Annotated in this window: 27 protein-coding genes and 2 pseudogenes; 17 read left to right on the top strand and 12 right to left on the bottom strand. The window is 61.4% G+C overall.

The annotated features are described in order from the left end of the window. Window positions 1-689: 689 nt before the first annotated feature. A complete protein-coding gene (locus R5N89_RS16240) occupies window positions 690-887 on the bottom strand; it encodes a hypothetical protein (protein ID WP_167400914.1) in 198 nt (65 codons plus the stop codon). Between R5N89_RS16240 and R5N89_RS16235 the strand changes: the two genes are divergently transcribed. Then, on the top strand, window positions 886-1,077 hold the full coding sequence (locus R5N89_RS16235) for a type II toxin-antitoxin system Phd/YefM family antitoxin (protein ID WP_110570151.1): 192 nt from the start codon (window positions 886-888) through the stop codon (window positions 1,075-1,077). The two genes, R5N89_RS16240 and R5N89_RS16235, sit on opposite strands and share 2 nt — an antisense overlap. Next, entirely contained in the window at window positions 1,074-1,496 is a 423-nt protein-coding gene (locus R5N89_RS16230) for a hypothetical protein (RefSeq protein WP_110570152.1), read from the top strand. Before R5N89_RS16235 ends, R5N89_RS16230 begins: the two co-directional genes overlap by 4 nt. 196 nt (window positions 1,497-1,692) lie before the next feature. Here R5N89_RS16230 and R5N89_RS16225 read toward each other — a convergent pair whose 3' ends face one another. The 7 genes and pseudogenes from R5N89_RS16225 to R5N89_RS16195 all read right to left on the bottom strand — a co-directional run bounded on the left by R5N89_RS16225 (window position 1,693) and on the right by R5N89_RS16195 (window position 4,304). Continuing rightward, on the bottom strand, window positions 1,693-1,866 hold the full coding sequence (locus tag R5N89_RS16225; protein WP_167400915.1) for a hypothetical protein: 174 nt from the start codon (window positions 1,864-1,866) through the stop codon (window positions 1,693-1,695). A gap of 25 nt (window positions 1,867-1,891) precedes the next feature. Next, on the bottom strand, window positions 1,892-2,395 hold the full coding sequence (locus R5N89_RS16220; protein WP_110570153.1) for a MucR family transcriptional regulator: 504 nt from the start codon (window positions 2,393-2,395) through the stop codon (window positions 1,892-1,894). Then, window positions 2,361-2,567 (bottom strand): annotated as a pseudogene (gene traD, locus R5N89_RS16215) (conjugal transfer protein TraD); the annotation flags it as partial. The gene R5N89_RS16220 and the pseudogene traD, both read right to left, overlap by 35 nt. A 51-nt stretch (window positions 2,568-2,618) precedes the next feature. After that, on the bottom strand, window positions 2,619-2,954 hold the full coding sequence (locus R5N89_RS16210) for a hypothetical protein (RefSeq protein ID WP_110570154.1): 336 nt from the start codon (window positions 2,952-2,954) through the stop codon (window positions 2,619-2,621). Then, window positions 2,951-3,562: a CatB-related O-acetyltransferase gene (locus R5N89_RS16205; protein WP_110557470.1), complete on the bottom strand. Its 612-nt coding sequence runs from the start codon at window positions 3,560-3,562 to the stop codon at window positions 2,951-2,953. The genes R5N89_RS16210 and R5N89_RS16205 overlap by 4 nt, the downstream gene beginning before the upstream one ends. Before the next feature lie 78 nt (window positions 3,563-3,640). Then, window positions 3,641-3,880 carry a conjugal transfer protein TraD gene (locus tag R5N89_RS16200; RefSeq protein ID WP_110570155.1) on the bottom strand — a complete coding sequence of 80 codons (240 nt, stop codon included), beginning with the start codon at window positions 3,878-3,880 and terminating at the stop codon, window positions 3,641-3,643. 64 nt (window positions 3,881-3,944) lie between these two features. Then, window positions 3,945-4,304, bottom strand: a complete 360-nt coding sequence (locus R5N89_RS16195; protein WP_025439939.1) for a conjugal transfer protein TraD — start codon at window positions 4,302-4,304, stop codon at window positions 3,945-3,947. A 96-nt stretch (window positions 4,305-4,400) separates the two neighbouring features. Here R5N89_RS16195 and traA point away from each other — a divergent pair, with 96 nt between their 5' ends. The 9 genes and pseudogenes from traA to R5N89_RS16150 all read left to right on the top strand — a co-directional run bounded on the left by traA (window position 4,401) and on the right by R5N89_RS16150 (window position 10,866). Continuing rightward, on the top strand, window positions 4,401-7,772 hold the full coding sequence (gene traA / locus R5N89_RS16190; RefSeq protein WP_354680743.1) for a Ti-type conjugative transfer relaxase TraA: 3,372 nt from the start codon (window positions 4,401-4,403) through the stop codon (window positions 7,770-7,772). A 46-nt stretch (window positions 7,773-7,818) separates the two neighbouring features. Beyond that, a complete protein-coding gene (locus R5N89_RS16185; RefSeq protein ID WP_010517487.1) occupies window positions 7,819-8,241 on the top strand; it encodes a putative toxin-antitoxin system toxin component, PIN family in 423 nt (140 codons plus the stop codon). Further along, window positions 8,238-8,291 (top strand): annotated as a pseudogene (locus R5N89_RS16180) (toxin-antitoxin system HicB family antitoxin); the annotation flags it as partial. The gene R5N89_RS16185 and the pseudogene R5N89_RS16180, both read left to right, overlap by 4 nt. Before the next feature lie 30 nt (window positions 8,292-8,321). Then, window positions 8,322-8,501: a toxin-antitoxin system HicB family antitoxin gene (locus R5N89_RS16175; RefSeq protein ID WP_242448110.1), complete on the top strand. Its 180-nt coding sequence runs from the start codon at window positions 8,322-8,324 to the stop codon at window positions 8,499-8,501. An 85-nt stretch (window positions 8,502-8,586) separates the two neighbouring features. Then, window positions 8,587-8,838 carry a FitA-like ribbon-helix-helix domain-containing protein gene (locus R5N89_RS16170; protein WP_025439953.1) on the top strand — a complete coding sequence of 84 codons (252 nt, stop codon included), beginning with the start codon at window positions 8,587-8,589 and terminating at the stop codon, window positions 8,836-8,838. Continuing rightward, entirely contained in the window at window positions 8,835-9,257 is a 423-nt protein-coding gene (locus R5N89_RS16165; protein WP_110531928.1) for a type II toxin-antitoxin system VapC family toxin, read from the top strand. Before R5N89_RS16170 ends, R5N89_RS16165 begins: the two co-directional genes overlap by 4 nt. A 64-nt stretch (window positions 9,258-9,321) precedes the next feature. Continuing rightward, window positions 9,322-9,516 carry a type II toxin-antitoxin system VapB family antitoxin gene (locus R5N89_RS16160; RefSeq protein ID WP_010512461.1) on the top strand — a complete coding sequence of 65 codons (195 nt, stop codon included), beginning with the start codon at window positions 9,322-9,324 and terminating at the stop codon, window positions 9,514-9,516. Then, on the top strand, window positions 9,513-9,905 hold the full coding sequence (locus R5N89_RS16155; RefSeq protein ID WP_007396299.1) for a PIN domain nuclease: 393 nt from the start codon (window positions 9,513-9,515) through the stop codon (window positions 9,903-9,905). Before R5N89_RS16160 ends, R5N89_RS16155 begins: the two co-directional genes overlap by 4 nt. A 292-nt stretch (window positions 9,906-10,197) precedes the next feature. Then, on the top strand, window positions 10,198-10,866 hold the full coding sequence (locus R5N89_RS16150; protein ID WP_110570059.1) for a DUF6118 family protein: 669 nt from the start codon (window positions 10,198-10,200) through the stop codon (window positions 10,864-10,866). Window positions 10,867-10,874: 8 nt separating this feature from the next. Here the strand turns inward: R5N89_RS16150 and R5N89_RS16145 are convergent, their stop codons facing one another. From R5N89_RS16145 to R5N89_RS16130, 4 genes are all read right to left on the bottom strand, one after another. Continuing rightward, entirely contained in the window at window positions 10,875-11,270 is a 396-nt protein-coding gene (locus R5N89_RS16145; RefSeq protein ID WP_235720939.1) for an Rrf2 family transcriptional regulator, read from the bottom strand. Window positions 11,271-11,281: 11 nt separating this feature from the next. Continuing rightward, the gene (locus R5N89_RS16140; protein ID WP_167400907.1) at window positions 11,282-11,500 is read right to left on the bottom strand and encodes a hypothetical protein; all 219 of its coding nucleotides are present in this window, start codon (window positions 11,498-11,500) and stop codon (window positions 11,282-11,284) included. Between the two features lie 398 nt (window positions 11,501-11,898). Further along, window positions 11,899-12,285, bottom strand: a complete 387-nt coding sequence (locus R5N89_RS16135; protein ID WP_110570054.1) for a type II toxin-antitoxin system VapC family toxin — start codon at window positions 12,283-12,285, stop codon at window positions 11,899-11,901. Continuing rightward, window positions 12,282-12,527, bottom strand: coding sequence for a type II toxin-antitoxin system Phd/YefM family antitoxin (locus R5N89_RS16130; protein ID WP_087609099.1), 246 nt, complete (start codon window positions 12,525-12,527; stop codon window positions 12,282-12,284). The genes R5N89_RS16135 and R5N89_RS16130 overlap by 4 nt, the downstream gene beginning before the upstream one ends. A gap of 388 nt (window positions 12,528-12,915) precedes the next feature. On the opposite strand from R5N89_RS16130, the gene R5N89_RS16125 reads away from it, so the two are divergent. From R5N89_RS16125 to R5N89_RS16100, 6 genes are all read left to right on the top strand, one after another. Then, window positions 12,916-13,563: an invasion associated locus B family protein gene (locus R5N89_RS16125; protein ID WP_110570053.1), complete on the top strand. Its 648-nt coding sequence runs from the start codon at window positions 12,916-12,918 to the stop codon at window positions 13,561-13,563. 29 nt (window positions 13,564-13,592) lie between these two features. Then, window positions 13,593-15,329: a ShlB/FhaC/HecB family hemolysin secretion/activation protein gene (locus R5N89_RS16120; RefSeq protein ID WP_110570058.1), complete on the top strand. Its 1,737-nt coding sequence runs from the start codon at window positions 13,593-13,595 to the stop codon at window positions 15,327-15,329. Next, entirely contained in the window at window positions 15,326-24,268 is an 8,943-nt protein-coding gene (locus R5N89_RS16115) for a hemagglutinin repeat-containing protein (protein ID WP_110570052.1), read from the top strand. Before R5N89_RS16120 ends, R5N89_RS16115 begins: the two co-directional genes overlap by 4 nt. After that, window positions 24,255-24,878 carry a carboxypeptidase regulatory-like domain-containing protein gene (locus tag R5N89_RS16110; RefSeq protein ID WP_146220231.1) on the top strand — a complete coding sequence of 208 codons (624 nt, stop codon included), beginning with the start codon at window positions 24,255-24,257 and terminating at the stop codon, window positions 24,876-24,878. The genes R5N89_RS16115 and R5N89_RS16110 overlap by 14 nt, the downstream gene beginning before the upstream one ends. A 542-nt stretch (window positions 24,879-25,420) precedes the next feature. After that, window positions 25,421-25,696 carry a formaldehyde-responsive transcriptional repressor FrmR gene (gene frmR / locus R5N89_RS16105; protein ID WP_025829448.1) on the top strand — a complete coding sequence of 92 codons (276 nt, stop codon included), beginning with the start codon at window positions 25,421-25,423 and terminating at the stop codon, window positions 25,694-25,696. A gap of 41 nt (window positions 25,697-25,737) precedes the next feature. After that, window positions 25,738-26,847 carry an S-(hydroxymethyl)glutathione dehydrogenase/class III alcohol dehydrogenase gene (locus R5N89_RS16100; RefSeq protein WP_039733241.1) on the top strand — a complete coding sequence of 370 codons (1,110 nt, stop codon included), beginning with the start codon at window positions 25,738-25,740 and terminating at the stop codon, window positions 26,845-26,847. The last annotated feature ends 2 nt before the right edge of the window (window positions 26,848-26,849 follow it).

The raw sequence follows: 26,849 nt of genomic DNA, 5'->3' as shown, positions 1-26,849 counted from the left end.
TTCAATTACAGATAGCTACTATCGTCACTTCAAATACGCAAGCCAATTATCGTCATTTTAGATTCAGATTGAGCTTATCGTCATTTCAATTACGCATACTCGCTATCGTCATATTAGATTCAGTTTATCGTCATAGTGGATTCGGTTTATCGTCATAGTGGATTCACAGGACGATAGAATCTCCCGATAAAACCTTTATTATTCAGTATGTTATTTGAATTATAAAAATCCGTAACACCACTTTAACACCTATTTAAACACTCCAATGCTGTGGATAACTTTTTATTTCCTGAAATTTGCAGCCAAATTGCCTCCAAGCACCGCCTCTTGGGGGCTCCGCCCCCGCCGGCTCGCGGCCTACGGCCGCCCCGATCGCGCTATGCGCGATCTCCCACCCGGCATCCCCCTGCTCGCCCTTTCAGGGCTGCGCTAAACGGACACGCCTACGGCGCGAAATCATAATCTGACGATGCGTTGCCGCATCGTCTCTCCACCAGCACCTTCCTCTCCCGCGTCGGCGCCTTCGGCGCCCTACAGGGCTCCCGCTCCGCGCTCGCCCGACGCCTGCAACAACAGAAGAACCGGGCAAGACCGCAATCTGCTCAAGACTTACCGGCGTTCAGGCGATCATTCAGCGGCTCACGTGTCACAACATGCCCACCAGACGCCACAGGATGGCCGTACAGGTGTTATTGTGTGGTCGGGTGGCGAGATAAGGGAATTGCGCTTTGTGCGGCCTCCCAGGGCGCTCTGCGGGCCTTGTCGGGTATTGATGGGCTGGCCATTTCCTGTTCGTCCGTCCAGGCCTCCTTTTCCCGACTTTCTGGCAGGAAATACGGGTTTCCTGTATATCCCAGATAATCCGTCATATCTGGATCATGCTCCATGAAAGCGTTTCCAGCGAGCGCCGTGACCCGCAATGCCAGCGATCTTTTCGAAGCGGCCGCCGTTGCACCTGTAGTCATCACCAGGCACCACAAGCCGCGTTTCGTCATCATGTCCGTGGAGCATTATGAGGCCCTGCTCAGAAAGCAGCAGGGCATCAAAGACGTTCCGGAGAAAGGGTCATCGTCATGAAGGACAGTCCCGGAACACTGCCACAAAAGCGGCCCTGGCAGCTGCTCGTGGTCGGGGACGGGGGAACCCTGCTGACACAGCAGGATATCGAAGCCCTGACGCGCATCCTCGATCTCCTGCCGCATGTCGCCGGCCTCGACATCACCACCTCGGCCGGCTCCGCGCGCGTATCCCGGGATGTCCCAGGCAATTACATCCAGCAGGCAGACCAGATCCTGGCCGGGATGTTTACGCGCAATCCCGATGTGACGGGCATAACCTTTCCGGCCCCGCATGGCAGGGCCGCTCATACGGCGACACCTGATGATCCGCATGTGCTCCCTCATGACAGGGCGCTCACCGCAATCATGGATGCACGCCAGCGCGGAGAGATCACAGCCGATGAAATGATCGCCCAGATCCGGCAGGCAGGTGCCTGAGCATCCGCACCAGTGGTGCAATGGTGTATGAAGAACAACTACTTATGGGTAGGCGCGATGTCGGCCTCGGGTATGTCGATGGGTCGTCACAAGGGTAGCCGTAGGGTCGTGAAACGGTCGTTCCATCAATGCATCAGGGATAGTCGTAACCATTGCACTCTGCGTCACCTTCCTGCGGTGTGCGAGAGCGTCCCCCTTATTGCCCGGGTTCAGGCAGGGGAAGGGGATGATCGGTCCCGAGGCTGGCCGCCCATGCCTTCACCGCTTCACCACTGATGAACAATCCGGCATCAGCCTCGGCCAGTGCCCGGCGTGTGGCTTCGTCCTTCCAGGCTTCCCAGTCGTCGCGATCGGTATGATCCGTCTTCATGTCCCGTTTCTCCCGGTCTGGACCTTCAGGCCAGTTTTGGCCTGCGTCCGCGTTTCTTCTCTGGCAGGCGCGTGACCGGAACTTCAGCGTCCGGTACGTGCGAAGGTTCCGGTGTCGCCTTGATGGTCCGCCCCAGTCCGATTTCCTGTGCCAGGGTAGCCCGTTGTGCCGAATAGGATGGGGCGGTCATCGGATAGCTTTCCGGCAGGCCCCATTTTGCCCGGTATTGCTGGGGCGTCAGGCCATAGACGGTGTGAAGGTGACGCTTGAGCATCTTCATTTTTTTTCCGTCCTCCAGGCAGACGATGTAATCCGGGAACACGGATTTTTTCACGGGCACGGCCGGCACCAGATCCGGTGTTCCGGTCGTCGCCTGTCCCAGACTTCCGAGCGCCTGAAACACCGTGGCGATGAGGCCTGGCAGGGTATCCGCCGGAACCGTGTGACTGCTGACATAGGCTGTGACAATCCGGGTCGTAAGCTCGCACACTGTGTCAGCTCCGGATGATCGTGTCTCGTGGTCGGTCATGGTCACGTCTGCCTGTTGTCCTGTCCTGTTTCCGGTGCCTGTCGAAGGCATGAAGCCCCGCACGTCTCCAGCGTGCTGTCAGGTCAACCAAAGCAGTATCATCGCCGCCCTGAAGCCGCCCTGCAATATCCAGGAAGGCTCCGAACAGGGTTGCGCGGTCCTCATCGGTCAGCCAGGGGATGTCGCGTAAGACACGGTTTCCAATCTGTCCGGCCTGCACAACTCAGTTCAGGGCCCAGCAGCGCGATGTCGGGACGTTCTGATCCGTGCCTGGCACAGGCGCTGTCAGAACACAGATTACGGTCTGCCTTTGCCAGACCAGCGTGAAGAGGGCTCCTGAGCCGCCATAATCCGCTGTGGTCATGATCCGATAGCCTTTGGTCAACAGGCTCGCCAGAGAATCCGGCACCGGCTTCAGTGCTGTCGGAACAGACAAGGCCGCATAGGGAGATTTAACGTCCGACCGAGGCAGCCAGTCTCCTCTGCCCTGGGCAAAGCCTGAAGCAGGCCGGAAGAGGATCGGCAGGACAACAAGGAGCAAAAACAGTTTTTGCATCATGATTTTTCCTGTGCGGGTCCTTTTTCAAAAGCGCGCAGGAAAGCGTCGATATCGTCGCTCATCAGGAGGGGCATCCGTTCTCGTATCAATGCTTCAGGCCAGTCCCACCAGGCGACTGCAAGCAGACGCCCGATGGTCTTTTCGGGGAAGCGGTATTTGATGACCCGGGCCGGGTTGCCGCCCACGATGGCATATGGCGGCACGTCCCTGGTCACCACGGCCGCCGTGGCGATGATCGCGCCTGATCCTATGGTGACACCCGACATGATGTTGGCCCGCGCGCCGATCCAGACGTCGTTGCCAATGACGATATCCCCCTTGGTGGAATGGTCATCGGTTGCATCCGCCGCTTCGGGCCAGAAATTGCACTGGTTCTTGAACGGGTAGGTGGTGATCGTGTCCGGTCGGTGATTGCCCAGGATCATCAGCACCTCGCGGGCAATCGAGCAGTATTTCCCGATCTTCAGGCCGGCATATTCGGCTTCTATGATGATGGGAGAACCCTTGGCACCATATGTATGGTCGCCGATGTCCCAGCCCCACTCTTCGATCTCATGGGCAAGGGTGTAACGTAGGAGCAGAGAAAAGGCGTTCTTGCCGTAATACATGGACCTCGGTTCTCCCGTTCTGGTTCAGGGTTTCGTTTGCATTCGATAGCGGACAGATCAGATGATCGTGTTGCGTCGTCAGTCCTGTTCCCGGTCCCTGTCGAAGGCATGAAGCCCCGCACGCCTCCAGCGTGTTTTCAGGTCGCCTGACGCGGTATTCCTGCCCTCCCGAAGCTGCCCCGCAATGTCCAGGAAGGCCCCGAGCAGGGTAGCGCGGTCATCATCGGTCAGATCGACCAGTCCCGCCTTCTGGACCAGGCCGCCCAGTTCGATCAGATGATGGGTGCGTTCCCGTCGCGCCTTCGCCCAGTCGCGCATGTCGGTGCGTGCCTTTCGTGCCTGATGGCGATGGATCAGGGCCGCCTGCTTCCTGATCCGTCTTTCAAGCGCCAGAAGCTCCGTTCTGATCGTTTCCGGTTCCTTTCCGACCGCCCTTTTTTGCGCCGGCCTGAAAGAACGCCGTCCCCCGTTCGGTCCACCTCGCAACGGCTTCGGGTTTGCCGTCCGCCTGTTCGACAGCCGCAAGCAGCACCCCGGCCAGCGCCTCGATCGACAGGGTATCGGCTCCCGTCGCCTCGACCAGTTCGCCGAGCTGGAGGGTCCGTTGCGCCTTAAGCTGCTTCGCCTTTTCCTGAAGCGCCTTCAGTTCCGCATCAATGTCCCGTGGCCTGCGCATTTCCGGTCCCCTGTCCTGCTGGTCTGTGCCATACTCTACCACACAGGCGAGAACCGCGTCACTCATCCAGACAAACCAACCCTTTTGGCGCAGTAAAATGTGAGTGCGCGCTTATACGTCACTTCGTGACGTGCGCTTAAGTGGTGTGATAGGATCGCGTTCATGGCGATCTATCACCTGCATGCAAAGGTCATCAGCCGCGCCACCGGCCGGAGCGCCGTGGCGGCGGCGGCCTATCGTGCAGCGTCCCGCCTGCATGATTTGCGGCTGGATCGCGACCATGACTTTTCCAACAAGAGCGGCGTGGTGCATTCCGAGATCCTGCTGCCCGACGGCGCGCCGGAGCGGTTTCTCGACCGTGCGACCCTATGGAACGAGGTCGAGGCGATCGAGAAGCGCAAGGATGCCCAGCTTGCCCGCGAGGTGGAGTTTTCAATCCCGCGCGAAATGACCCAGGCGCAGGGGATCGCGCTGGCACGGGATTTTGTGCGCGAGCAGTTCGTGGAACGCGGCATGGTGGCTGATCTCAATGTGCATTGGGATATTGGCGAAGATGGACAGGCGAAGCCCCATGCCCATGTGATGCTGTCTACACGACGGATCGAAGTCAGAACCGGAGAGGCTGTGCATGGAAGACGAGACGGAATCCCGCATCCTGAACGAGGCGGCAGGGGCGCATACGACATCACGCCGGATCCTGGACCTGATGGAGCAGAAAGGGGACGACGATCCACTCAAGCTCATGATCCGTCTGCTGGCGGAAATCCGGGAGACGCAGCGCGGCATCCTGCTGAAGCTCTCGACGCTGGAGAAGCGCTTGCAGCGGCTGGAAGAACGGCGCGACTGATCGCGGCGGCACGGCTGCGGCATGAAGGTCTGGAGCAGGATCAGCCTTCCATCGGGTTTGGTGCGAAAGAGCGTTCATGGAATGACAAGGATCTGCTGCTGACATGGCGGGAGCGATGGGCGTCGCTCGCCAATGAACGGCTGGCCGGGCTGGACCTGGATGTGCGGATCGACCATCGGTCGTTTGCCGCACAGGGGATCGACCTTGAGCCGCAGAACAAGATCGGACCCGCAGGGTCACGCCGGCCGGAGCGCGGCGAACCGTGTGAGCGGGTTGCCGACCATCTGGAGATCGCGCGGCGCAATGGCGAAAGGTTGCTGGCCGAACCGCATGTGGCGCTGGAGGCGTTGACCCGACAGCAGAGCACATTCACCCGCCAGGACCTGGCGCGGTTCGTGGACCGGCATACGGCGGATGCCGCGCAGTTCAGTGCTGTCATGGTTCAGGTGGAAGCGTGTCCGGATCTGGTTGTCATTGGGAAAGACGGGCATGGGCGGGAGCGGTTTTCCACACGGGAGATGATCGGGGTCGAGCAGCGTCTGGAAGAGGCATCGCTTGCGATGGGGCGGTCCCAGGGTCATGCGGTGCCGCTGGCGGTGCGTCGGGTGGCGATGGCGCGGGACGGGCTTGGGGACGAGCAGGCGCTGGCGGTGGGCGAGGTCACGAAGTCCCGCGACCTGTCCGTCGTGGTCGGGTATGCCGGGACGGGGAAGAGCACCATGCTGGGTGTCGCCCGCGCGGCATGGGAAGAGGCCGGGTACCGGGTGCGCGGGGCGGCGCTGTCGGGGATCGCGGCGGAAGGTCTGGAAGCGGGGTCCGGGATCGAAAGCCGGACGCTGGCCTCCCTGGAGCGTGCGTGGGCGCGTGGGTTCGACCGGCTGGAACGTGGGGACGTGCTGGTGGTGGATGAGGCCGGCATGGTGGGTTCACGGCAGATGGAGCGGGTGCTGTCTGCCGCGCGCGGGGCCGGGGCCAAGGTGGTGCTGGTGGGCGATCCCGAGCAGTTGCAGGCGATCGAGGCCGGCGGTGCGTTCCGGGCGGTGGCCGAGCGGGTCGGGTCGGTGGAAATCACGACCGTGCGCCGGCAGCGTGAAGGCTGGCAGCAGGTGGCCACGAAGGAGCTGGCGACCGGGCGGACGGATGAGGCGCTGGGGCGCTATGAGGCGGCCGGCCTGGTGCGCGGTCATGACACGCTGGAAGAGGCGCGGGCCGGGGTGGTGGCCGGATGGGATGAAGCGCGTCAGGCCGCGCCAGAGGAAAGCCAGATCATGCTGGCGCATCGGCGTGTCGATGTGCGGGCGCTGAACGAGGCGGCGCGGGAGATCCGGCGGGACGCGGGTGAACTGGGTGATGATGTGCTGGTGCCGACCGCCCAGGGCGAGCGGGTGTTCGCGGACGGGGAGCGTATCTACTTCCTGCGCAATGACCGGGAGCTGGGGGTAAAGAACGGTACGCTGGGGACGGTGCGGGGTATCGTGGGGTCGGCTGAGGCTGGGGATCTGGCGTTATCGGTCCAGCTTGATGGGAAGGAGGGAGCCGGACGTGGCCGGGTCGTGTCCGTGTCGGTGGCGGATTATGACGCGCTGGATCATGGCTATGCCGCCACCATCCACAAATCGCAGGGTGTGACGGTGGACCGGGCGCATGTGCTGGCGACGGGGAGCATGGACCGGCATGGGGCCTATGTGGCGCTGTCGCGCCATCGGGAGAGCGTGTCCGTTCATTGGGGCCGGGATGATGTGGGCGACCGGGACGGGCTGGTGCGGCGGCTGTCGCGCGAGCGGCTGAAGGATACCACGCTGGATTACCCGCATGTCCGGGATCGGGATGCCGGGTTTGCGCGACGGCGCGGGCTGCATGTCCCCGAGAGCGAGATCGTGGTGGAGCGCAGCGAGACGGCCTCTGGCCCCCAGAAGGACAGGCAGGCCGAAGCTGTCCATACGCTAGATCCGGCACCGGCGCAGCGGAAACGCGGGATGTTCGACGGGCTGGACCTGTCCGTGCGGGGGCGTGGCCAGACGGCGGAAAAAGACGTGTCGGCCGGGGTGGATGCCGGGGCCAGTAAGGGGGAAAGTGGGGTTGAGCGTGAAGCTCCCGCCTCGCCCTTTGCCGGGTTGCGGCTGCCGCGTGTGCAGCGCGCGCAGGTGCCTGCCGGGCTGGGCGGGTTTGTGCCGGGTGGTGATCCGCTCCACCAGGCGGTGGAGCAGTATGCGCGGGCGGTGCGGGACATCGGGCGCATGGTGGAGCAGGAGCTGCCGGTGCTGGAGCACCAGAAGAAGGCATGGCTTGACGCCAGCACGGCCCTCGAACGGCTACGGCCCGGGGCGGTGATCGCTCTGGAAACCGCCGTGAAGCATGAGCCGGAGATCCGGCAGGCCCTGTACGGGCTGGAAGGGCCGGCACGGGCGCGCAGGCTGGTCGAGGGGCTGGAACACGAGGACAAGGTGCGGCATTCCCCCGAGTTGCGGGCGGCGCGGTTCGTGAAGGCGTGGGACGGGCTGAGCCGCGAGCAGCAGGGTGTGGCGCTCAGGGAGCTGAAGCGGGACGTGCAGCTTGAATCCCTCCTGCGGCAGAAGGGGCATGAACTGGGCGTCCGGAAGGGATCGACGCTCGATCATGGATTGCAGCCGCAGCGCACGCGCTCGCTGTCGCGTTCCAGGGGGCGGGATATGGATATGGGGATGTAGGAGATTTTGATTTACGTTAAGCAGTGACGTCATATATGATGTCACTATGCGCGTTGTTCTTGATACGGATGTTGTTCTTTCGGGATTCATGTCACCGGACGGAGCGTCCCGGCAGCTTTTGCTGGGGGCCTTGGATAGGAATTTCAGTCTGCTGCTCTCCACGACCCTCCTGGTCGAATACGAGGCGGTGTTGCGTCGTTCTGAAAACCTTTTTCGAATGGGCGTTCAGGGGGATGAAGTTCTGGAGGTTCTTGATGGACTTGCAGGGTGCTGCGTGCCGGTTTCTTTTGATTACAGGTGGCGACCGACAGGAGCGCACGGTGATGATGAACTTGTGGTTGAGACAGCGATCAACGGAAATGCGGATGCGATCGCCACGTTCAATCTGAAAGACATGCAGCGGGCTGTATCACGGTTCGGTATTCCAGCAGTGCGGCCAGGTGTTCTTTTGCGAAGGATGAGAGGATGAGTAGCAGTAAAATCCAGCTTCGGCTTCCGGAAGATATGCGGGAAGCCGCAACGCGTCAGGCGGCGCTTTCAGGTGTCAGCATGAACCTTTTTGTTGCGACGGCTGTCGCGGCCCGGCTGGGTGGGCAGGCAGAAGCGGAACGGTATTTTTCCGCACGGGCGACACGGACCACGCCTGCTCGTGCCAAAGCTCTTCTGGAGCGGATCGGAACAAGGGGGCAGATCAGGGACGATGATCGTCTGGACGTGCCGGAAAACTGAATCTGGATGAGGGGATGTCGGGTTTTTCTGGAAAGATATCGAAATGATATTTATGATATCATTCCAGGAAATGAGGAGTCCTGTCATGTCTTCTGTGGTTATTCGTAATCTTCCGGAAGAGACGCATCGGGCGCTGAAGGCGCAGGCCATGCTGCATGGGCGCAGTACGGAAGCAGAGATCCGGACCATTCTGGAAGCGGCCGTCCGGCCGCCGCAGCGGGTCCGGCTGGGATCGCTTCTGGCGTCCATCGGTCGGGAGGCCGGTATGTGTGATCAGGATATTGCGGCCTTGCAGACCCGCGATCAGACCCCGGCCGAGCCGATGTCCTTCGAATGATCCTGCTCGATACCAATGTGATCTCGGAGCCGTGGAAGCCCGTCCCGGAGCCGCGTGTTCTGGCCTGGATCGATGGACAGGCGATCGAGACGCTTTTCCTGTCTGCCGTCACGGTGGCGGAACTGCGTTTCGGGATCGGGGCGATGCCGACCGGTCGGCGGCGTTCTGTACTGCATGAGCGGCTGGAACAGGAGGTATTGCCCTTGTTCGCGGGGCGTGTCCTGTCGTTCGATCTGGCGGCGTCCCAGGCCTATGCCGAACTGATGGTGCGGGCCAGGTCAGAGGGTCGGGCGATTGGCAAGGCAGATGGCTATATTGCCGCGACTGCCGCATCCCGTGGTTATGTCGTGGCCAGTCGCGACGTGTCGCCTTTCGAGGCGGCTGGTGTGCGGGTTCTCAATCCGTGGGAGGATACCTGATGTCCTGCGGCATGCTTGAGAGCGGATGATTTAATGTGTATGATTTCTATTGGAGATACACATCATGCGAACAAACATCATCATTGACGATGCCCTCATGACAGATGCGCTGAAGGCGTCTGGTGTCAAAACCAAGAAGGAAGCGGTCGAACTCGGGTTGCGGACGCTGATCAGGCTGAAGCAGCAGCGGGAACTCCGTACCTTGCGGGGGAAGCTCGACTGGCAGGGTGATCTTGATGCCATGCGTTCCGACGCATGATCCTGGTGGATTCCTCGGTCTGGATCGATTTTTTCCGGGGTACGGTGACGCCACAGGTTGATGTTCTAGACCGGCTTCTGGGAGAAGAACCTGTCGCCATTGGGGATCTGATGATGACGGAAGTTCTCCAGGGATTTGCGAGTGAGCGGGATTTCAACACGGCACGGCGGATGCTTGGTGCCCTGGATCTGGTGGAGATCGGGGGACGTGATGTCATGATCGAGGCGGCACGATATTTTCGTGACCTGCGCGGCAGAGGCATCACCATCCGGAAGACCATTGATACCCTGATTGCCACACGATGCATCGTAAGCGGGTATCGGCTTCTTTACAGTGACCGGGACTTTGATCCGTTTGTGACACATCTGGGGCTGGAACGGGCTGCCTGATCGGGGGGCAGGCTACCGGGGGAGGGATGTTGTGCAGGAAGAAGAACAAGCCGTTTGTCAGGAGACAGCGCATCTTCTGAGTAGTCCGCGTAATGCGGAAAGATTGCGACGGACTATTCAGAACGCGGCTTCAGACAGTCGGCCAAACAGGCTTACGCTCCTGGCAATGGAAGAAGGGCGAAGGCGGCTGCTTTTCGGGAAGCAGGAAAGGGCCGGAACGCAAGAGGCTGGTCAGGATGATGATCGTCTGGACGTGCCGGAAAACTGAATCTGGATGAGGGGGCTTTCCATCATGAGCGAGACGGATCCGGCCGCGCGCGCCTTTGAGGATCTGTGCGCCGAAATGACGGTGCTCCGGCGCAGCGTGGAAGCGCTGCCCCAGGCATGGCGGGACAACCGGCCGCCTGACTACACGCCGGACCTGGCCAGGCTGGTCAAGGCCCTGAACGACGTGGGCGCGCGCATGAAGGCGATCGAGGCCAGTCCGACGCTGAAGATGACGCCGCAGGCCTATGGGCAGGGGGTACGACAGGCAGGGCTTTCCGTCTGTCAGGACATGCAGGCCGCCTTTCATACCGCGATCCGTGCGGTTCAGGTGGAGCGGCAGCAACTGACCGACATTGTCGGACAGGCCCGTACCCAGGACCGTCAGAACTGGTGGGTGCTGAAGGTCGGGCTGGCCTGTCTGGCTGTCGGGATCGGGTTCTCGCCTGCCTTGACCTATCTCCTACCATCGTCACTAGGGACGCGGGTGGCCTCCTTTATCGTGGGCGGACAGGATCGGTGGGAATCTGGTGCGTTGATGATGGAGGCCGACAATCCCGAAAGCCTGCGGCATATGGTCCGGGCCAACCGGCTTGTGGACGCCAGTCGGGACCGGATCGCTGGCTGCCAGAAAACGGCCAACGAGACGAAGGTGGACCAGTCCTGTGTCCTGACCGTCCGGCCGGATGGGTCATAAGCGTCCTGTCAGGACAGGAGATCATGCACGCTCATGCCGTCGAGGATGGCCATAAAAGCATCGGTTGCCTGTCTGGTCAGGTGACGGAGACGGCAGGCATCTGCCAGGATGCAGGGTCTGCCCTGAAGCGGCGCACAGCCGGTCATGACTTCACCTTCGGTTTCCATGAGGCGGATGACATGCCCGACATTGATGTCTTTCGGGGAGCGGGCCAGGCTGACGCCACCATTCCGCCCCCGGGTTCCCACCAGGAGATCATGATGGCACAAGTCGTTGACGACCTTCACGAGATGGTTATGGGAGATATTGTGCCGCTCGGCGATGTGCCGGACCGTTATGCGGTTCTGTGTGTGTCCATGGCGGGCCAGATGGATCAGCACGCGGAAGGCGTAGTCGGTACGCAAGGTGAGGTGCATCAGCCAAGTCGCGTGGCAGTCGGGCTGATCTGCCCCGAAGGCGTGAAAAGGTTTCCGGGACCATAGTCCGAGGAGGCCAGGTTTTCGAGCTGGTTGCTGACGCGCATCCAGAAGGCGGCGTCATCCACAAGGCCAGCCTCGACACACCGGCCAACGTGATGGCGCGCCCGTTCCCTGGCGCCAGGTAGTCCGTATTCGCGCAGGAGGGCTACCGTCATGGCGTCTGTATCCATGATCTCAAGGTCACGGGCCTGCTTTATTCCTGAACCTGCCATCTGTCCGTCCTTTTTTCACGCCTGTCCTGTGACGACAGCCGGGAAAGCGGGCAATCAGGCACACGCCTCCTGCCCGCCCTGGCGTCGGGCGGGTAGAAACGTGTTCCAAAAGGGCAAAAGCACGCCCTGCCTATTTCCACTACGGCAGACAGGTCTCCCTGTTCACCGCTGGACATAGTCCGGGTGTTGTATTGGGCAGGCCACCCGACAAGGAGGCCGCCCTTTTGGAAAAGGCGTTTCTACGCGCCTCTTTCAAAATACCACATGCTGTCTGGCAGCACCACCCGCCCAGGCTCCCGGTAGCGGTCACAGGAAAGGAGAAGAGAGTGCTGCTGCTCTTTTTAGACGGCCCTGATGGGGCCTGGATAGGACTGCACGAGTGGATCATGGGTCAGGAGGAGGAGCCCTTCGACCGTGGCCTGGGCGACAAGGATACGGTCAAAAGGGTCGCGATGAATATCGGGAAGCTGTCCAACTGCCACGGCATGCTGACTGGTGACGGGGAGGTCTTCATACCCGTTCTCGATGAGGCCACGACGCAACAGATGCGGATCAACCTGGAAGTCTGCCCGGCCAAGCCCGGCCTTGATCGTGACTTCCCACAGGCTTGCGGCGCTAAACATCAGGATGTTCAGAGGGTCTTCCATGAATGTCCGGGCATCGGCGGAGAGTTTCCCCGGGTTTCCGGCTGCCCACAGGAGCAGGTGGGTATCGAGCAGAAGCCTCATGCCTGCCCGTCGAACAGCACGCCGATCTCTTCGTGTCCCATATGATCAAAATCGTCCGGGACTTGGATTTTGCCAGTCAGAAAGCCCAGACGCTGCCTGTGCTGTTCCTCAGGGGCACAGACAGGGCTGACCCGCACAACCGGCTTGCCGGCCCTGGCGATGATGAAGCTTTCACCCTTTGTGGCGGCATCGATCAGCCGGGACAGGTGGGTCTTGGCTTCATGGATATTGACGACACGCATGGCATCCCTCATTGACTTGGTCATACAAACTTAGTTTATTTTGGGCAGATCGGCAAGAAAAAGCGGAGAGCAGCTGCGCTGCGGTCTGGCTGCCACGATGACTGTCTTTGGAAATGAAAATTTCAGACCAAAAATAAATAACTATTATACATTATGTATTGTATAGACGAATACAGTGCATATTTGTTGGTTGTATCAGGATATTTCCACATAAAATGTATGAGGTATGCCGTTATTCAACCGCTAGTTGAATGAATTCTTCTGTTGCTGCCTTCCATGTCAAACTGTATCCATGAATGACGAAATATGTCGTTTTAAAGGCGACGTTCCATTCAATACAGGACCGACCGGTCATCGCCGGTCAGGCTGACCGTTCGGGAGGTTACTGATGCAGTTCAGGGCCGTGGCTTGTGCTTTTCTTTTTTCTGCTTCCCTGACGGGCGTATCCCATGCTGCGGGAACGGCAGCGGTCCCGGCCCCGTCTGCCGCGCCATCGCCCGCAAAAGGGGCCTCTGCTTCTCCGCAGGCCCCGGCCCAGCCTTCGCCGATCACCACGCAGCAGGCTTTTGGCGCCTGGCAGGCCAACTGCACCTATGCGCCCGCGACACGCGCGGCTTCGCTGTGCGTGGCGGCCCAGCAGCTGAGCATGCAGCAGCAGGGCAAGGCCGTGCCGCTGGGCATGGTGATCGTCGCCCGGGCCGCGACCGACAGGGTGGCGATCACCGCGCGCCCCTACGAGCTGAGCATCATGACCCCGCTGGGCTTCGACCTCACGAAGCCTGCCACCCTGTCGATGGATAACGGCAAGCCGGTCAGCCTGCCCTATCTGGTGTGCAACGCATCGGGTTGCCTGTCGACGCTGCAGGCGACGCCCGCCATGATCACGGCACTGAAGGCGGGCAGGACCGGCCACATCCGCGTCAGCCGCGTGCCCGCGCAGGGCGGCGGCACGGTGACGATCAATTATGACATGAGCCATTTCTCCGACGCCTTTGGCGCAATCGAGACCTGGTCCAGCCAGAAAGCGCCTGCCTGAAGCCGGCCGCATAGTCCGGAATGCGCGTGATGCGCTGGCAGGTTGGGGCGGCGGCGGCCATGATGGCGCTGCCCGGTGTGGCAATGGCCCAGGTGCCGGGCCTGCCCGGCGGCGTGATGCCGGCGGGGCCGGGCTCGTCGCAGGACCAGTTCCAGCGCTTCGAGCAGCACCAGGAGCAGCTTGACGCGCTGCCGCCACCGTCAAACGACATCCAGATCCAGAGGCCGTCCGCCCTGCCACAGGCATCAAAAACCTGTGTTACGGTGCATGACATCACGGTCGAAGGTGCGCAGCACCTCTCGCGCGCTTTGAGCGATGCGATCACCGGTCCCCATGTCGGCACCTGCATGTCGGTGCGCGATCTCAACGGACTGATCAACGCGCTCAATGCCGCCTATATCCGCCAGGGTTTCATCACCTCGCGGGCCTACCTGCCCGAGCAGAAGCTTTCCAGCGGGCACCTGCGGATCGTGGTGATCGAAGGGAAACTGGCGGGTATCCAGTTACAGGGCCGCCCGGCCCGGCTGGCGACCGTCATGGCCTTCCCCGGGCTGCACGGGAAGATCCTCAACCTGCGGGACCTGGAACAGGGGATCGAGGACATGAACCGGCTGAGCCACTGGGGCGCGCGCATGCGCATCGCCCCCGGCGGCAGGGCGGGGGCGTCCACCGTGGTGGTGACTGCGCCCAAGCGGGGCGTGCTGCACGGCCAGGTCTGGTTCGACAATTACGGCCAGCAGATCACCGGCCAGGAGACGGGCCATGCCATGCTCACGGCGGAAAACCCGCTGGGGCTGCTGGATTTGTGGTCAGTGGAATACGACCATTCGCTTGTCGGCCATGCCGGGCAGCGCGGCACGTCCTACCTGTCGGTCAACGGGTCGATCCCGTTCGGCTACTGGACCGTGTTCGGGTCGTGGTGGCGCTCGCAGGATGACTATCCGCTCGCAACACTCAGCGACATCTACCACCTTGGCGGCGGCCGACGGGACTGGCGGCTGGGCATCTCGCGCGTGCTGCTGCGCAACCGTATCGGCGTGACCACCTTCCAGGCCAGCTACGAGCGCAAGTCGTTCGGCTCGGAGATCAACCATACGGTGATCGACACCGAGACGGCGCGGCAGGCCTTCGTCAACGTGCAGGTCAGTGAATCGCTCAAGGGCTGGGGCGGGGTGTGGTACATCACCGGTGGCCTCAAGGTCGCGGTGGATGGCGCGGGCACGTGGTCGAACTTCATCCGTCCAGGCTGGCAGGACCCGCATTCCTCCTACCTCAAGCCCTCGCTCGACATTGACGGCTACAAGCCGCTTGCGCGCGGCGTGCTGTGGCATACCACGCTGCACGGCGAATACAGCACGCGCGACCAGTTTCCCACTAATGAACTGCAGGTGGGTGGCCCCTATTCGGTGCGCGGCTTCCTCGAGCAGGTCCTGCTGGGCAATGACGGCGGCTACATGCGCAACGACTTCTCGTGGCAGCTGCCCACAAAGGGCCTGAAGTGCGGGAAGTTCGCCTTCATCTGCCACCAGGTCATCGAGGGCACCCAGCTTTACGCCGCCCTTGATGTCGGCGTCGTGCGCGCGGGTTTTGCCTCCTCCTCCACGCCGCCTGCGCTGAAGGGCGGCGAGATGGCGGGCGGTGGCCTGGGGCTGCGCAAGACCACGGGGCCGTTCTTCTGGAACGTCTCCCTGACCCATTCCATGTATACCGGCCCGCTTCCCTCGGAAGGGCTGATCCCGCTGTTTCAGGTTGGAGCGAAGATATGATGAAGACGCCCCGCAGGGTTGCCGCACCCGATATCATTCCGGGTCCGTCACGTCTTCAGCGCTGCGTGCATGTCTTTGCCGCCGTCTCCCTGTTCCTGGCCTCGACCGTGTCCGCCGCATCCGCCCAGCAGGCGGAGCCGCAGATCGTGGTCGATCCCCATGCCGGCGGCCCCGAGCCGACGCTGGACAAGACCCAGAACGGCATCGACCAGGTCAATATCGCCACCCCCAACGCGGCGGGCGTGTCGCATAATGACTTCATCCAGTATGGCGTGCCCGAAAGCGGTGTGATCCTGAACAACGCCACCACGGCGACCGAGACGAAGATCGGGGGCGTGGTGTATGGCAACACCAATCTTGACGGCCATGCCGCCAGCCTGATCCTCAACGAGGTGACCGGCACCCTGCCGACACAGATGCTGGGCTATACGGAAGTGGCGGGGCACCAGGCCTCGGTGGTGGTGGCCAACCCCAACGGCATCACCTGTGCGGGATGCGGGTTCATCAACACCGCCCATGTGACCCTTGCCACCGGCACGCCGGAGATGGATGCCAGCGGCAACCTGAAGGATATCGTCGTCCGGGGCGGCAACATCACCTTCGAGGGGAAGGGCGGAGACTTCACCACCGTGCCGGTGCTCGACATCCTGTCGCGCTCGGTGACGCTCAAGGCGCAGGTCAATGCGGAGACGGCCACTATCGTGGCCGGGCGCAACCGGGTCGATTACGGCACCAACGCGGCCCATCCGCTGGCGTCCGACGGCACGGCCGCACCGGAATTCGCGATTGATACGGCGGCCCTTGGCGGGATGTACGCCAACCGGATCTACATGGTGGTCAACGAGGCCGGCGCCGGCGTGCGGGTTGACGGCACCATGGCGGCCAATGCAGGCGACATGACGCTGACCGATGCCGGCGACCTTGTGCTCAACGGTTCCATGGCGGCTTCGGGCAACCTGCAGGCGCAGGTGGGCGGGCAGGTCAGCAATGCCGGGACGCTGCAGTCAGGTGGCGGGATGCAGCTGGCGGCAGGCGGCGCCCTGAATAACAGCGGGACCATTGGCGGCGGTACGACCCTGGCCGCCCGGGCGGCTGCGATCGGCAATAGCGGGACGGTGACGGCCGGGGCTGGCGCGCTGTCGCTTTCTGCGACCGGTGCGCTCGATAACAGTGGCGGCATCGGCGCATCCGGTGGCGCCCTGTCCGCCCGGGCAGGGTCGCTCGCCAATACCGGCACGATCGCAGCCCAGGCGGGGCTGACGCTGGCCAGCGCCAGCACGCTGTCCAATGCCGGTGGCCAGATATCGAGCACGACCGGTCTGGCCTCGATTGCCGCCGTGGGGGCGCTGGATAATACGGGCGGGAAGATCCTCGACCAGTCGGGTGACATGACGCTGTCAGCGCAGGCCGTCACCAATAATGGCGGGGCCATCCAGGCCGGGGGCAGCCTGACTGCTGCACTGGCCAGCTATACATCCGACACCACGGCTTCGCTGACGGCGCAGCAGGCCCTTGCCGTCACCGCCACGGGGGCGGTCGATAACGAAGGCACGCTGGGTGGCGGCACGGGCGTGACCGTGACGGCGGACCACATCGCCAACGGAGCATCCGCCCTGCTGCTTGCAACCGCGGGCAACCTTACCCTCAACGCGGCGGGGACTGGTGGCCTGGCCAATACGGGGGTCATAAAATCCCAGTCGGCATCGGGCAGCCTGACGATCGACGCCGCCACGCTGGCCAACAGTGACAGCATCCTTGCCGCCGGCACGCTTGGCGTGCGCACGGCCGGTACGGTGACCAATACGGGTACATTATATGGGGCAGGCGGCCTGAGCCTTGCGGCGGGTGGCGCCCTGTCCAACAGGGGCGGGCAGCTTGGCAGTGATACGGGCGTGGTGCAGCTTGCCGCCGCCAGCCTCGACAATACCGGGGGCAAAATCATCGCGACGGATGGTGGCCTGAACATCGATGCCGCCAGTGTCGCCAATAATAACGGCTGGCTGCAGGCAGCCGCCCTCATGTCCATCGTGACGACCGCGCTCGACAATACCGGCGGGACAGTGCTGGGCGGGACATCCGTCACCCTTGCCCGCGATGCGACGGGTGCGGCCCTTGACCACCTGACGAACGCATCGGGCCTGGTCGAGGCCAGCAATGACCTCACGATCAGCGCGGTGAGCGTTGACAATACATCCGGTGGCCTGGTCGGGAAAACCGGTTCTGTTGCCATCACCGATAACGGGTCGGGGCAGGGGCTGTTCACCAATACGGATGGCGCGGTCCAGGCGGGTGGCGCGCTGACGCTTGCGACCGGCCAGTATGCCAGTGACACATCGGCTGCCCTTCAGGCAGGAACCGCGCTTGACCTGTCGGTCACGGGGGCGGCCGATAACGAAGGGGCGATTACGGCGGGTGACGGGCTAAGCCTTTCGGCGGCCAGCCTGGTCAATGGCGCGAAGGGCACCATTGGCGCCCTCGCCGGTGACACGATGATTGCCGTCCATGGGAATGCGGCATCGCCCGCCCTGTCCAACGCTGGCGCCATCGAGGACGCGGATGTCGCCGGTGTCCTGAAGGTTGATGCGACGTCGCTCGCCAACACGGGTACGATCATCTCGCAGGGGAACCAGAGCGTCGACGCCGACGGCCTCCTGCTCAATAGCGGTGAGATCGCCTCACTTGCCGGTAGTAGCGCGCTTTCGGCGGCAGGTCTGACCAATAGCGGCCTGATCGCGACTGCGGCAGGGCTTGACGTGTCCACGACGGATGACCTGATCAATACCGGCACGCTGTATGGTGCGACCGGACTGACGCTTGGGTCAGGGGGCACAACGTCCAATCAGGGCGGGACCATCGGCACGGGGGCTGCGGGCGCGCTGGCCCTGACGGCGGCACAGGTCGCCAATGACAATGGTACGATCCAGGCCGGGACCAGCCTCGCGCTTTCCGCCACAGGCCTCGATAACGAAGCCGGCACGATCCTCGCGGGAGGCGCCATCGGGATCCGCAATGGCGATGCCACGACGCCGCTGACCGCCCTTGATAACCGCGGCGGCGCGGTGCAGGCGGGTGGCAACCTGACCATTGCGGCGGCCAGCCTCGCCAACACCGCCGGCACCCTGGTCAGCGTGGGCGGCAACGTCACGCTCTCCGCAGGGTCTCCCGCCACATTGATGGCGACACTGGACAACACGTCGGGCGGCATCATCCAGGCGGCCGGGAGTGTCTCGATCGCGGCCGGCACGATCGGCAATGACAATGGCCGCATCCTCGCACTCGATGGCAACATCGCGCTGGATGCCGACAGCGCGCCCGCATCCGCCCTGGCTTTCTCGAACGCCGGTGGCGCGGTCAAGGCGGCCGGGAACCTGTCGCTGGTGACGGGGACCTGGTCCGATGATGCCACGGGCGTCATGAGTGCCGGTCAGGGCCTGTCCGTGGTGGCGGCGGGCGACATGGCTGTTGCGGGCACGCTGGTGGGCGGGCAGGGGCTGGGCCTTACGGCCGCTGGCCTGACGACCGCTTCCAGCGGGTTGATGGCGACCGAAAACGGCGTGCTCTCCCTCGTCCTGACCGGAACGGGCAGCGGTGATGGCCTGTCCAATGCCGGGCGGATCGAGGCCGAAGGCCGTGGCGCCACCCTCGACGTCACGACGCAGGTGGCCCTGGCCAATGGCGGCACGCTCGTCTCGCAGGGCGATGTCACCCTTGCGGCGCAGGGCGTGACCAATAGCGGCGAGATCGGTGCGCTGGCTGGCCTGGTGGACCTCAACGCGGCCTCCCTTGCCAATACCGGGACGCTGGTGGCGTCCGACCAGATGAACGCGACCCTGTCCGGCTCCGTGTCGAATTCCGGCCTGGTCTACGGCACGCAGGGCGTGACCCTGAAGAGTGGCGGCGCGATCGACGATACCGATGGACGGATCGGGGGCAATGGCGCGGTCGCCCTTTCGGGGGCCAGCCTGACCAACACATCCGGCGCGGTCATCTCGGGTGCGGGCGCCGTGAGCGTCACCACGACCGGCGCAGTGGGCAATGAAGGCGGTGCGATCCAGGGCGCGGGCAATGTCGCGCTGGCGGCGGCGGCGCTCGATAACACCAGCGCCGGCCGGATCGTCAGCACCGGCGGCACGCTGGATGTCCGCAATGCAGGCGGCGGCGCGATGGCGCAGCTTGCCAATGACGGTGGCGCGCTGCAGGCGGGCCAGGATATCACGCTGGTTGCCGACAGCCTGACCAACGGGTCGGGCGGCCTGGTCAACGCGGCCGATGGCAGCCTGCTGCTCTCCGCCGGCGGCACGCAGGCGGCCGCCAGCATCAATAACGCGGGCGGCACGCTGCAGTCATGGGGCAACCTGACCCTGGTGGCGAACGGGCTGGACAATGACGGCGGCAGCGTGATCGAACGCTCCGGCCAGAATACCCTGTCGCTTGCAAATGCTGGCGGCAGCGCGATGACCGGGTTCAGCGATACGGACGGCGTGGTGCAGGCGGCGGGCAATCTATCGCTTGATACGACCTCGCTCGGTGGTGCTGCGCAGCTGGTCGCAGGGAACACGCTGGCCGTGACGCTCACGGGGGACCTCGACAGTGGCATGCTGTTCCAGTCCGGGGGCGACACGCTGCTGCGGGTCGGGGGCGACTACACGGCCGAGGCCGGTGGCGGCGTGCTGGCCGGGGGCAACGTCACCATCACGGCGGCATCGGTCACCAATAACGGCGCCCTGATGGCCGAAGGCGGCGTCCTGGACGTCTCCTCGGGCGGGGCGATCACCAATACCGGCCTCATTGATGGTGTGGCCGGTGTGGCCCTGGACCTGCCCGGCACCCTGACCAACCAGCTTGGGGCCATCCTTTCGGATAACGGGTCGATCGGGATCGGCAATGGCGCCAGCGGGGCGGCCACCGCCGTGTTCAACCGCTCCGGCGAGATCGTGGCTGACAGCGCCAGCGGGGATGTCCTGATCAACGCTGGCACGGTCACCAATGATGTCCTGGGCGGGGTGACGGTCGTCGCCAATGCCGTCCTGTGGAGCCATAGTTACGCGGGCGGCAGCAATGTCGATATTCCCGTGCCGGCAGGCCTGCTGGATACCGTGACCGGCGCACAGGGCACGGGCCAGCTTGTCGGTCATTCCCAGGGCGGCACGATCTATGTGCAGGAAGATGGTGGTCGTGCCACGCTCAACAACGCCGCCTCCCTGATCTCGGCCGGGCGTGATGTGGATATTACAACCACAGGTGGCATCATCAACGATGCCAGCCATATCGCGGCGGGGCGCGACATCAATCTCAGCGGGGGCAGCCTCGACAATATCGGCTACGCCGTCCAGCATGCTTTCTATGTAACCTGCAAGGCCTTCTACGGCTGTAGCTGGACCAGTCAGTCCGACCCGGCCTTCAAGGGCGGGTCGACGTCGGCCGTAAGGCACAAGAAGAAGTTTGGCCTCATTACGGTCGGCCATTACTGGACGGCCGCTCCGCAGCCCAAGGAAAAATGGGGTTCGAGCGAGACCTATTACGGCCCGACCGGCACCATCGTTGCAAAAGACAATATCACGGGCACCTTCACGGGCACGATCAACAACCAGACGGAAATCGCCAACGCGAGTTCCAGTGAATATACCAGCTATACCGGCGAGACGCCGGGCGGCCTGTCTCCGGTGGCTGCCGCTTCGTCTGCGTCCGGGGTTGCGGCTGACGCCGCGCTGAACGGCGGGGCGACGGCGGCCCTGGCGGATGTCAGCACCGGGGTCGCGGGGGCGGCCGGCACGCGGAGCAGTGCGGCGGCGCCCGCCACCACGGGCGGCACCCTGGCCTATCAGGGGGTCGAGACCGCGCAGGTGAAGGCGTCGGCGACGGCCCAGGAAGCCGCGATGACGCTGCCGGGATTTGCCACCAGCAGCGACCCGACCATCCCGACGGTGATCTCGGCCATTCCGGGCGGCAGCGCGCTGTTCATCGCCGATCCGGACCCCAGCGCGCATTACCTGATCGAGACCAACCCGAAATACGCGACCTTCAGCGGCTTCTATGGCTCGCAATACCTGGTCAACCGGCTGGGCGACAACACGGCGGATTACGAGTTCCTGGGGGATTCGTATTTCGATACGGAGTTCATCCAGCAGCAGATCGTGGCGTCGACGGGCCAGACCTTCCTTGGCAGCAGCTACGAGACGGCCAACGAGCAGATGGAACTGCTGCTCAACAACGCGGTCTCGGAATCCAATGCGCTTGACCTGACCTTTGGCGCAGCGCTGACGGCCAGCCAGCAGGCGGCGCTGACGCAGAACATTGTCTGGTATGTGCCCGAGACGGTGGACGGGCGCAGTGTGCTGGCGCCGAAGCTGTATCTGGCCCCAGGCCAGGCGACGCTTACGGACGGGGCGGAGATCTCGGCGACCAACGTGTCGCTGACCGGCTCGAGCATCAACAATACCGGCACGATCAACGCCAGCAACGCGCTGTCGCTGACCGCGACCAGCGGGGATATCGTCAATGCCGGCGGGACGCTGTCGGGCGGCAGCGTGGCGCTGGCGGCGCTGAACGGCTCGGTCGTCAACGAGGACCAGCTCAATACCTTCATGGTCGATGGCGGGAAGGCGCAGTCACTGGGCGCGCAGGGCACCATCACCTCGGGGGGCGATGCGCAGATCCATGCGGCGAAGGACATCACGTTTGATGGCGGGTCGCTCAGCGCGCTGGGCGATACCACGCTTGTGGCAGGGCAGGGGATCACGCTGGGTTCGGTTGCGGCGAGCGCGTCGCAGGACATCGAGCAGCATGATTACAGCCACCGCGCGGCCGAGACGGAGAATTTTGGGGCGTCGGTCAGCACGGGCGGGAACCTGACGGCGGCCGCCCTCGGCGGCGACCTCACCCTGGCGGGCGCCACGGTCGCGGCCGGGAAGTCGGCCACGCTGATGGCGACGGGCAACGTGAACCTCAACGCGGTCACCGACAGCCAGTCCTCCTATACCCGCACCGTCGAGCACGGCTTCCTGAACAGGACCACCACGACCTCGAGCGAGAGTTCCACCGACCAGGTCGGCAGCACGGTGGCGGCCAATGGCAATGTCACCATGGTCTCGGGCAAGGACATGTCCGTGGCGGGCACTGTCGCAGGCGGCGGCAATGTCACGCTTCAGGCAGGTGGCAGTCTTACGGAGAATGCGCTCCAGAGCACGGCGCAGTCATATTACGATAAGGAAAGTAAAGGATTTTATTTTGATACTGACGGTGCCAAGGCTAGGGTTGGGTTCGGATCTTCCAAAGAAAGCGTCAGTGACAGCAGCACGACCTGGACTCCGAGCATGATTGTGGCGACTGGGGGCACCCTGTCTGCTACCGGCGGCGGCCCAGTAGTCATCAACGCTTCTGATCTTGTTGCCGCGAAGGATCTGAACGTAACCGGATCCTCTGTCCTGCTCAACGCACTGTCTGATGTATCCAGCACGAAGCAGACCAGCGATTTCAAGTTCATTGGCGTGCAGGTCGGACTGTCGGATACCTCCCTTGTCGGACAGGCCGCCAATCTGGCCCTGTCGGCGGCCCAGACTGCCAGCGACAAGGACATGGCGACCCAGTCACTGGATGCCCTGTCAACTGCGGAGAGCGGCGTCAGTATCGGGAAGACTGTGGCCACGCTCGTGGATACCAAGCTGGCCGCGACAACATCAGACGTAACGAAATCCAACATAGAATTGGTAGGAGTACAGGCGGAAGTCGGATTCGAGCATGACAGCAAGACATCCGAAACTATTTCGACCACGGCAAAGGGATCTGAAGCAGAAGCTGGCGATGGACTGACCATGACTGCGACCGGGGCGCAGCCTGCGACAGACAGCAATGCCGGGGATATCATCGCCACGGCCGCGAGCCTGTCAGGTGAGAGTGTCACGCTGGCGGCGCCGGGCAATATCCAGCTCCAGTCGGGACAGGACACCACGCATACGACTACCAGCCAGACGGCCCTGTCCGCTTTTGTCGGCGCGACGGCCTCGCTGAACGCCAATCTGCAGTGGGGGGTCAGTGTTACGGGGCAACTCAGTGCCTCCCATTCCCACACGAATTCACAAAGCACGACACAGGTAGATACGACGGTCACGGGTGCGCAGAATGTGAGCATCGATAATGGGGCGGGGACGACCACGCTGGACGGGGCCAGGGTATCCGGTGGTTCCGTAGATGTGGCGGCGGGTAACCTGAATATTACCTCGGCACAGAATACGGCAAGCTATCTCAGCACGAATGAGAGCGCAGGCTTCAGCTTTGCCGTTCCCGTCTATGGCACGGGCGGGGAGATGGGTTTTTCGGTCAATGCCTCGGCAGGGGTTCTGTCTGACACTTACGCCTCGACGGAAGCCAGTGGCCTTTCCGGGCTTTATGCAGGTCAGGGCGGCCTTGATGTCGATGTTGCCAGCAGCACGACCCTCAATGCCGGCGTCATGGAAAGCACGGCGGCATCCGGCAACATGGTTACAACGGGTAGCCTGACGGCGAATGATGAACAGAATAAATCAGAATATGCCGGCGCATCTGCCAGTATCTCATACGGTAATCTGGGGAGTGGAGGGAATACAGGACCGGATCAAGGAATAGAAAATACAAAAAGAAAAACTTTTGATGGAGGAGCTAATGTAAGCGGATTTGCGGCACCAGTAATTGGTATGACTTCATCGAACAGCCTCTCTTCTATTGGGTCAAATATCACAATTAATTCCGGATCTACGTCAGGTGTCGTGTCCCGTGATCCATCAACTGCAAACCATGCGATCAGTAATGATTTTGATACGAATGAAGCGGGCGAGATTTTGTCCCTAACGAATAGTTTCGAAAAGTCGGTCAAGGCTGCGTACAACGAGTCAAATGCGGTAAAGGCAATGCCAAGCAATAAAAATTTGACAGATCAAGAAAGGATAGAAAATGACAAAAAATAACAATGTTAAAGGATTGTTTTTTGCAATATCTTCGTCGCTTCTTCTTTTTGGTTGTGTGCAGCCTACGCCACCAAAAATACCATTAAATATAAATGAAGTATCATGGGCAAAGAAAAAAGGGAGTGCTTCTATTAAAGGATGTGTTAGTGGAGGATATTTTGAAAAATATCATAACTATCAAGTTCCTAATGGAACATATGATTCTTATCCAATAGAAAGTTCATATCACGATAACCCTTCTCGAAATTTTACAATAGACCTTCTTCCCGAAAATGATTATATGTATAATCTTTCAGAAAAAATGAAACATTACTACTTGTTGCATAGCTATCATACATTGAATGATCCCCGATGGGTTGAATCTTCGGTTATGCCATTTATTCCTCATATTTCGTGCCCTGCAGATGGCCCTAATACTTGCCCATCGAGAGGGCATTTTAATTTTAATAATCTTCCTGCAGGAAACTGGTATATAGTGGCTGGATATAATGCAACCAAAGAAGACAATGCTGTGGCAGTTACCGTGCAAAAAATAACAACCATTGATGGGCAGACAGTTCCATTCGTTTCTTGGTTTGGGGTATTGAATAAAAATCAATGTACGCCTTGATTTATGAATTGAATCGCACCGGGATTGGCGGAGACCGAGGTATGTAAGTTACATGGCGATGGAGTAAGGTCCTCCCGAGTGGCGTAAAACGGACCTGTCAGGAATTTCGTGTTTGGGCGTTTGATGTGAAAGAAGGAGCAGCTCTACCGGAAGTGTCCTCTTTGTAGTGTATGGACCATTTCTTTGATCGGCAGGTTTGACGTAGAAATCCGTCGCGCATCGCTACCTCTGATAATGACATTTATCAAAAGTAGGATGGCAGCTTACGCCTCATCTCGGTCGTTTGGACCACAAGGTTGTTTGCCAAATAGCGGACATCAGCGCTTCAAAGCCTCGTTGCAGAGATTGTCTGGATCTCACTGATTGCACCTATTGAATGATCCCAAGACACAGACAGGCAACCCATGGACGTTATGGTGAAAATTTCAGCAATACGGAATTGTGATCGGATCATATGACAAGCACGTTCCTTATATCCCTTACATACTGCCCCATAGTATGAAAAGGATACTCAAGGGTAGTATATTCGGGAGTAAGCGTTCGTGCCGCACACACCGGCTGAGAAAAAGCGCGTTCTGACCCGCGTGCGCCGTATTCGCGGGCAACTTGATGCGCTGGAACAGGCTTTGGAGAAGGGAACTGATTGCGGTCCGGTGCTGCAACAGGTGGCGGCTATCCGGGGAGCGATCAACGGATTAATGGCCGGTGTTCTCGAAAGCCACCTGCGGGAAGAATTTGTTGAGTGTGCCGGTGATCGTGATGCTGCCAGTGGTTCGATCGAGAATGTGGTGTCACTCGTTCGATCCTATCTCCGGTAATGCCCTCGATGCTGGCTGATAGGTTATTTGGAGAAAAAATCATGAAATCACGGGCCGCAGTTGCTTTCGAGGCGGGTAAGCCCCTTGAGATTGTCGAGATCGATGTAGCGCCTCCTCGTGCTGGTGAGGTGCTCGTGCAGATCACGCATACGGGTGTGTGCCACACTGATGCGTTTACCCTGTCAGGGGATGATCCCGAGGGACTGTTCCCAGCCGTTTTGGGTCACGAAGGCGCGGGAATTGTCATCGAGGTCGGAGAAGGGGTCACCAGCGTTGCCCCCGGCGACCATGTCATTCCGCTTTACACGGCGGAATGCGGTGAATGTCTGTTCTGTAAGTCGGGAAAAACCAATCTCTGCATTTCAGTGCGCGCCACACAGGGTAAAGGCGTGATGCCGGATGGCACGACACGCTTCTCCTACAAAGGTCAGCCGATCCATCATTACATGGGGTGTTCGACGTTCAGCGAATACACGGTTGTCGCCGAGGTTTCTCTGGCAAAAATCAATCCCGCATCCAATCCAGAGCATGTCTGTCTGTTGGGATGTGGCGTCACCACAGGGATTGGTGCGGTACACAACACGGCCAAGGTGCAGCCGGGAGATACGGTTGCCGTCTTCGGTCTGGGCGGGATCGGTCTCGCGGTCATTCAGGGAGCGCGACAGGCAAAGGCTGGCCGGATTTTCGCTATTGATACCAACCCGGAAAAGTTTGAACTTGCCAAAGCATTCGGCGCCACGGAATTCCTCAACCCCAAGGATTATGACAAACCGATTCAGCAGGTTCTTGTGGAAATGACCGGCTGGGGTATTGATCATACATTTGAATGTATCGGAAACGTCAACGTCATGCGCGCGGCGTTAGAAGCCGCGCATCGTGGGTGGGGGCAGTCGATCGTCATCGGGGTGGCAGGGGCCGGTCAGGAAATTTCGACCCGTCCCTTCCAGCTTGTGACGGGGCGTTCGTGGCGCGGCTCGGCTTTCGGTGGGGTCAAGGGACGCAGCCAGCTTCCCGGCATGGTCGAAGATGCCATGCGTGGCGATATCGAACTTGCGCCTTTCGTAACCCACACCATGCCGCTCGAAGACATCAATACGGCCTTCGATCTGATGCATGAAGGAAAATCCATCCGTTCCGTCATTCATTTCTAAGG

Source organism: Komagataeibacter sucrofermentans DSM 15973 (assembly GCF_040581405.1).
Lineage (GTDB): Bacteria > Pseudomonadota > Alphaproteobacteria > Acetobacterales > Acetobacteraceae > Komagataeibacter > Komagataeibacter sucrofermentans.
The sequence above is the reverse complement of the archived record's forward strand: the minus strand, read 5'-3'. Positions and strand labels throughout refer to the sequence as shown.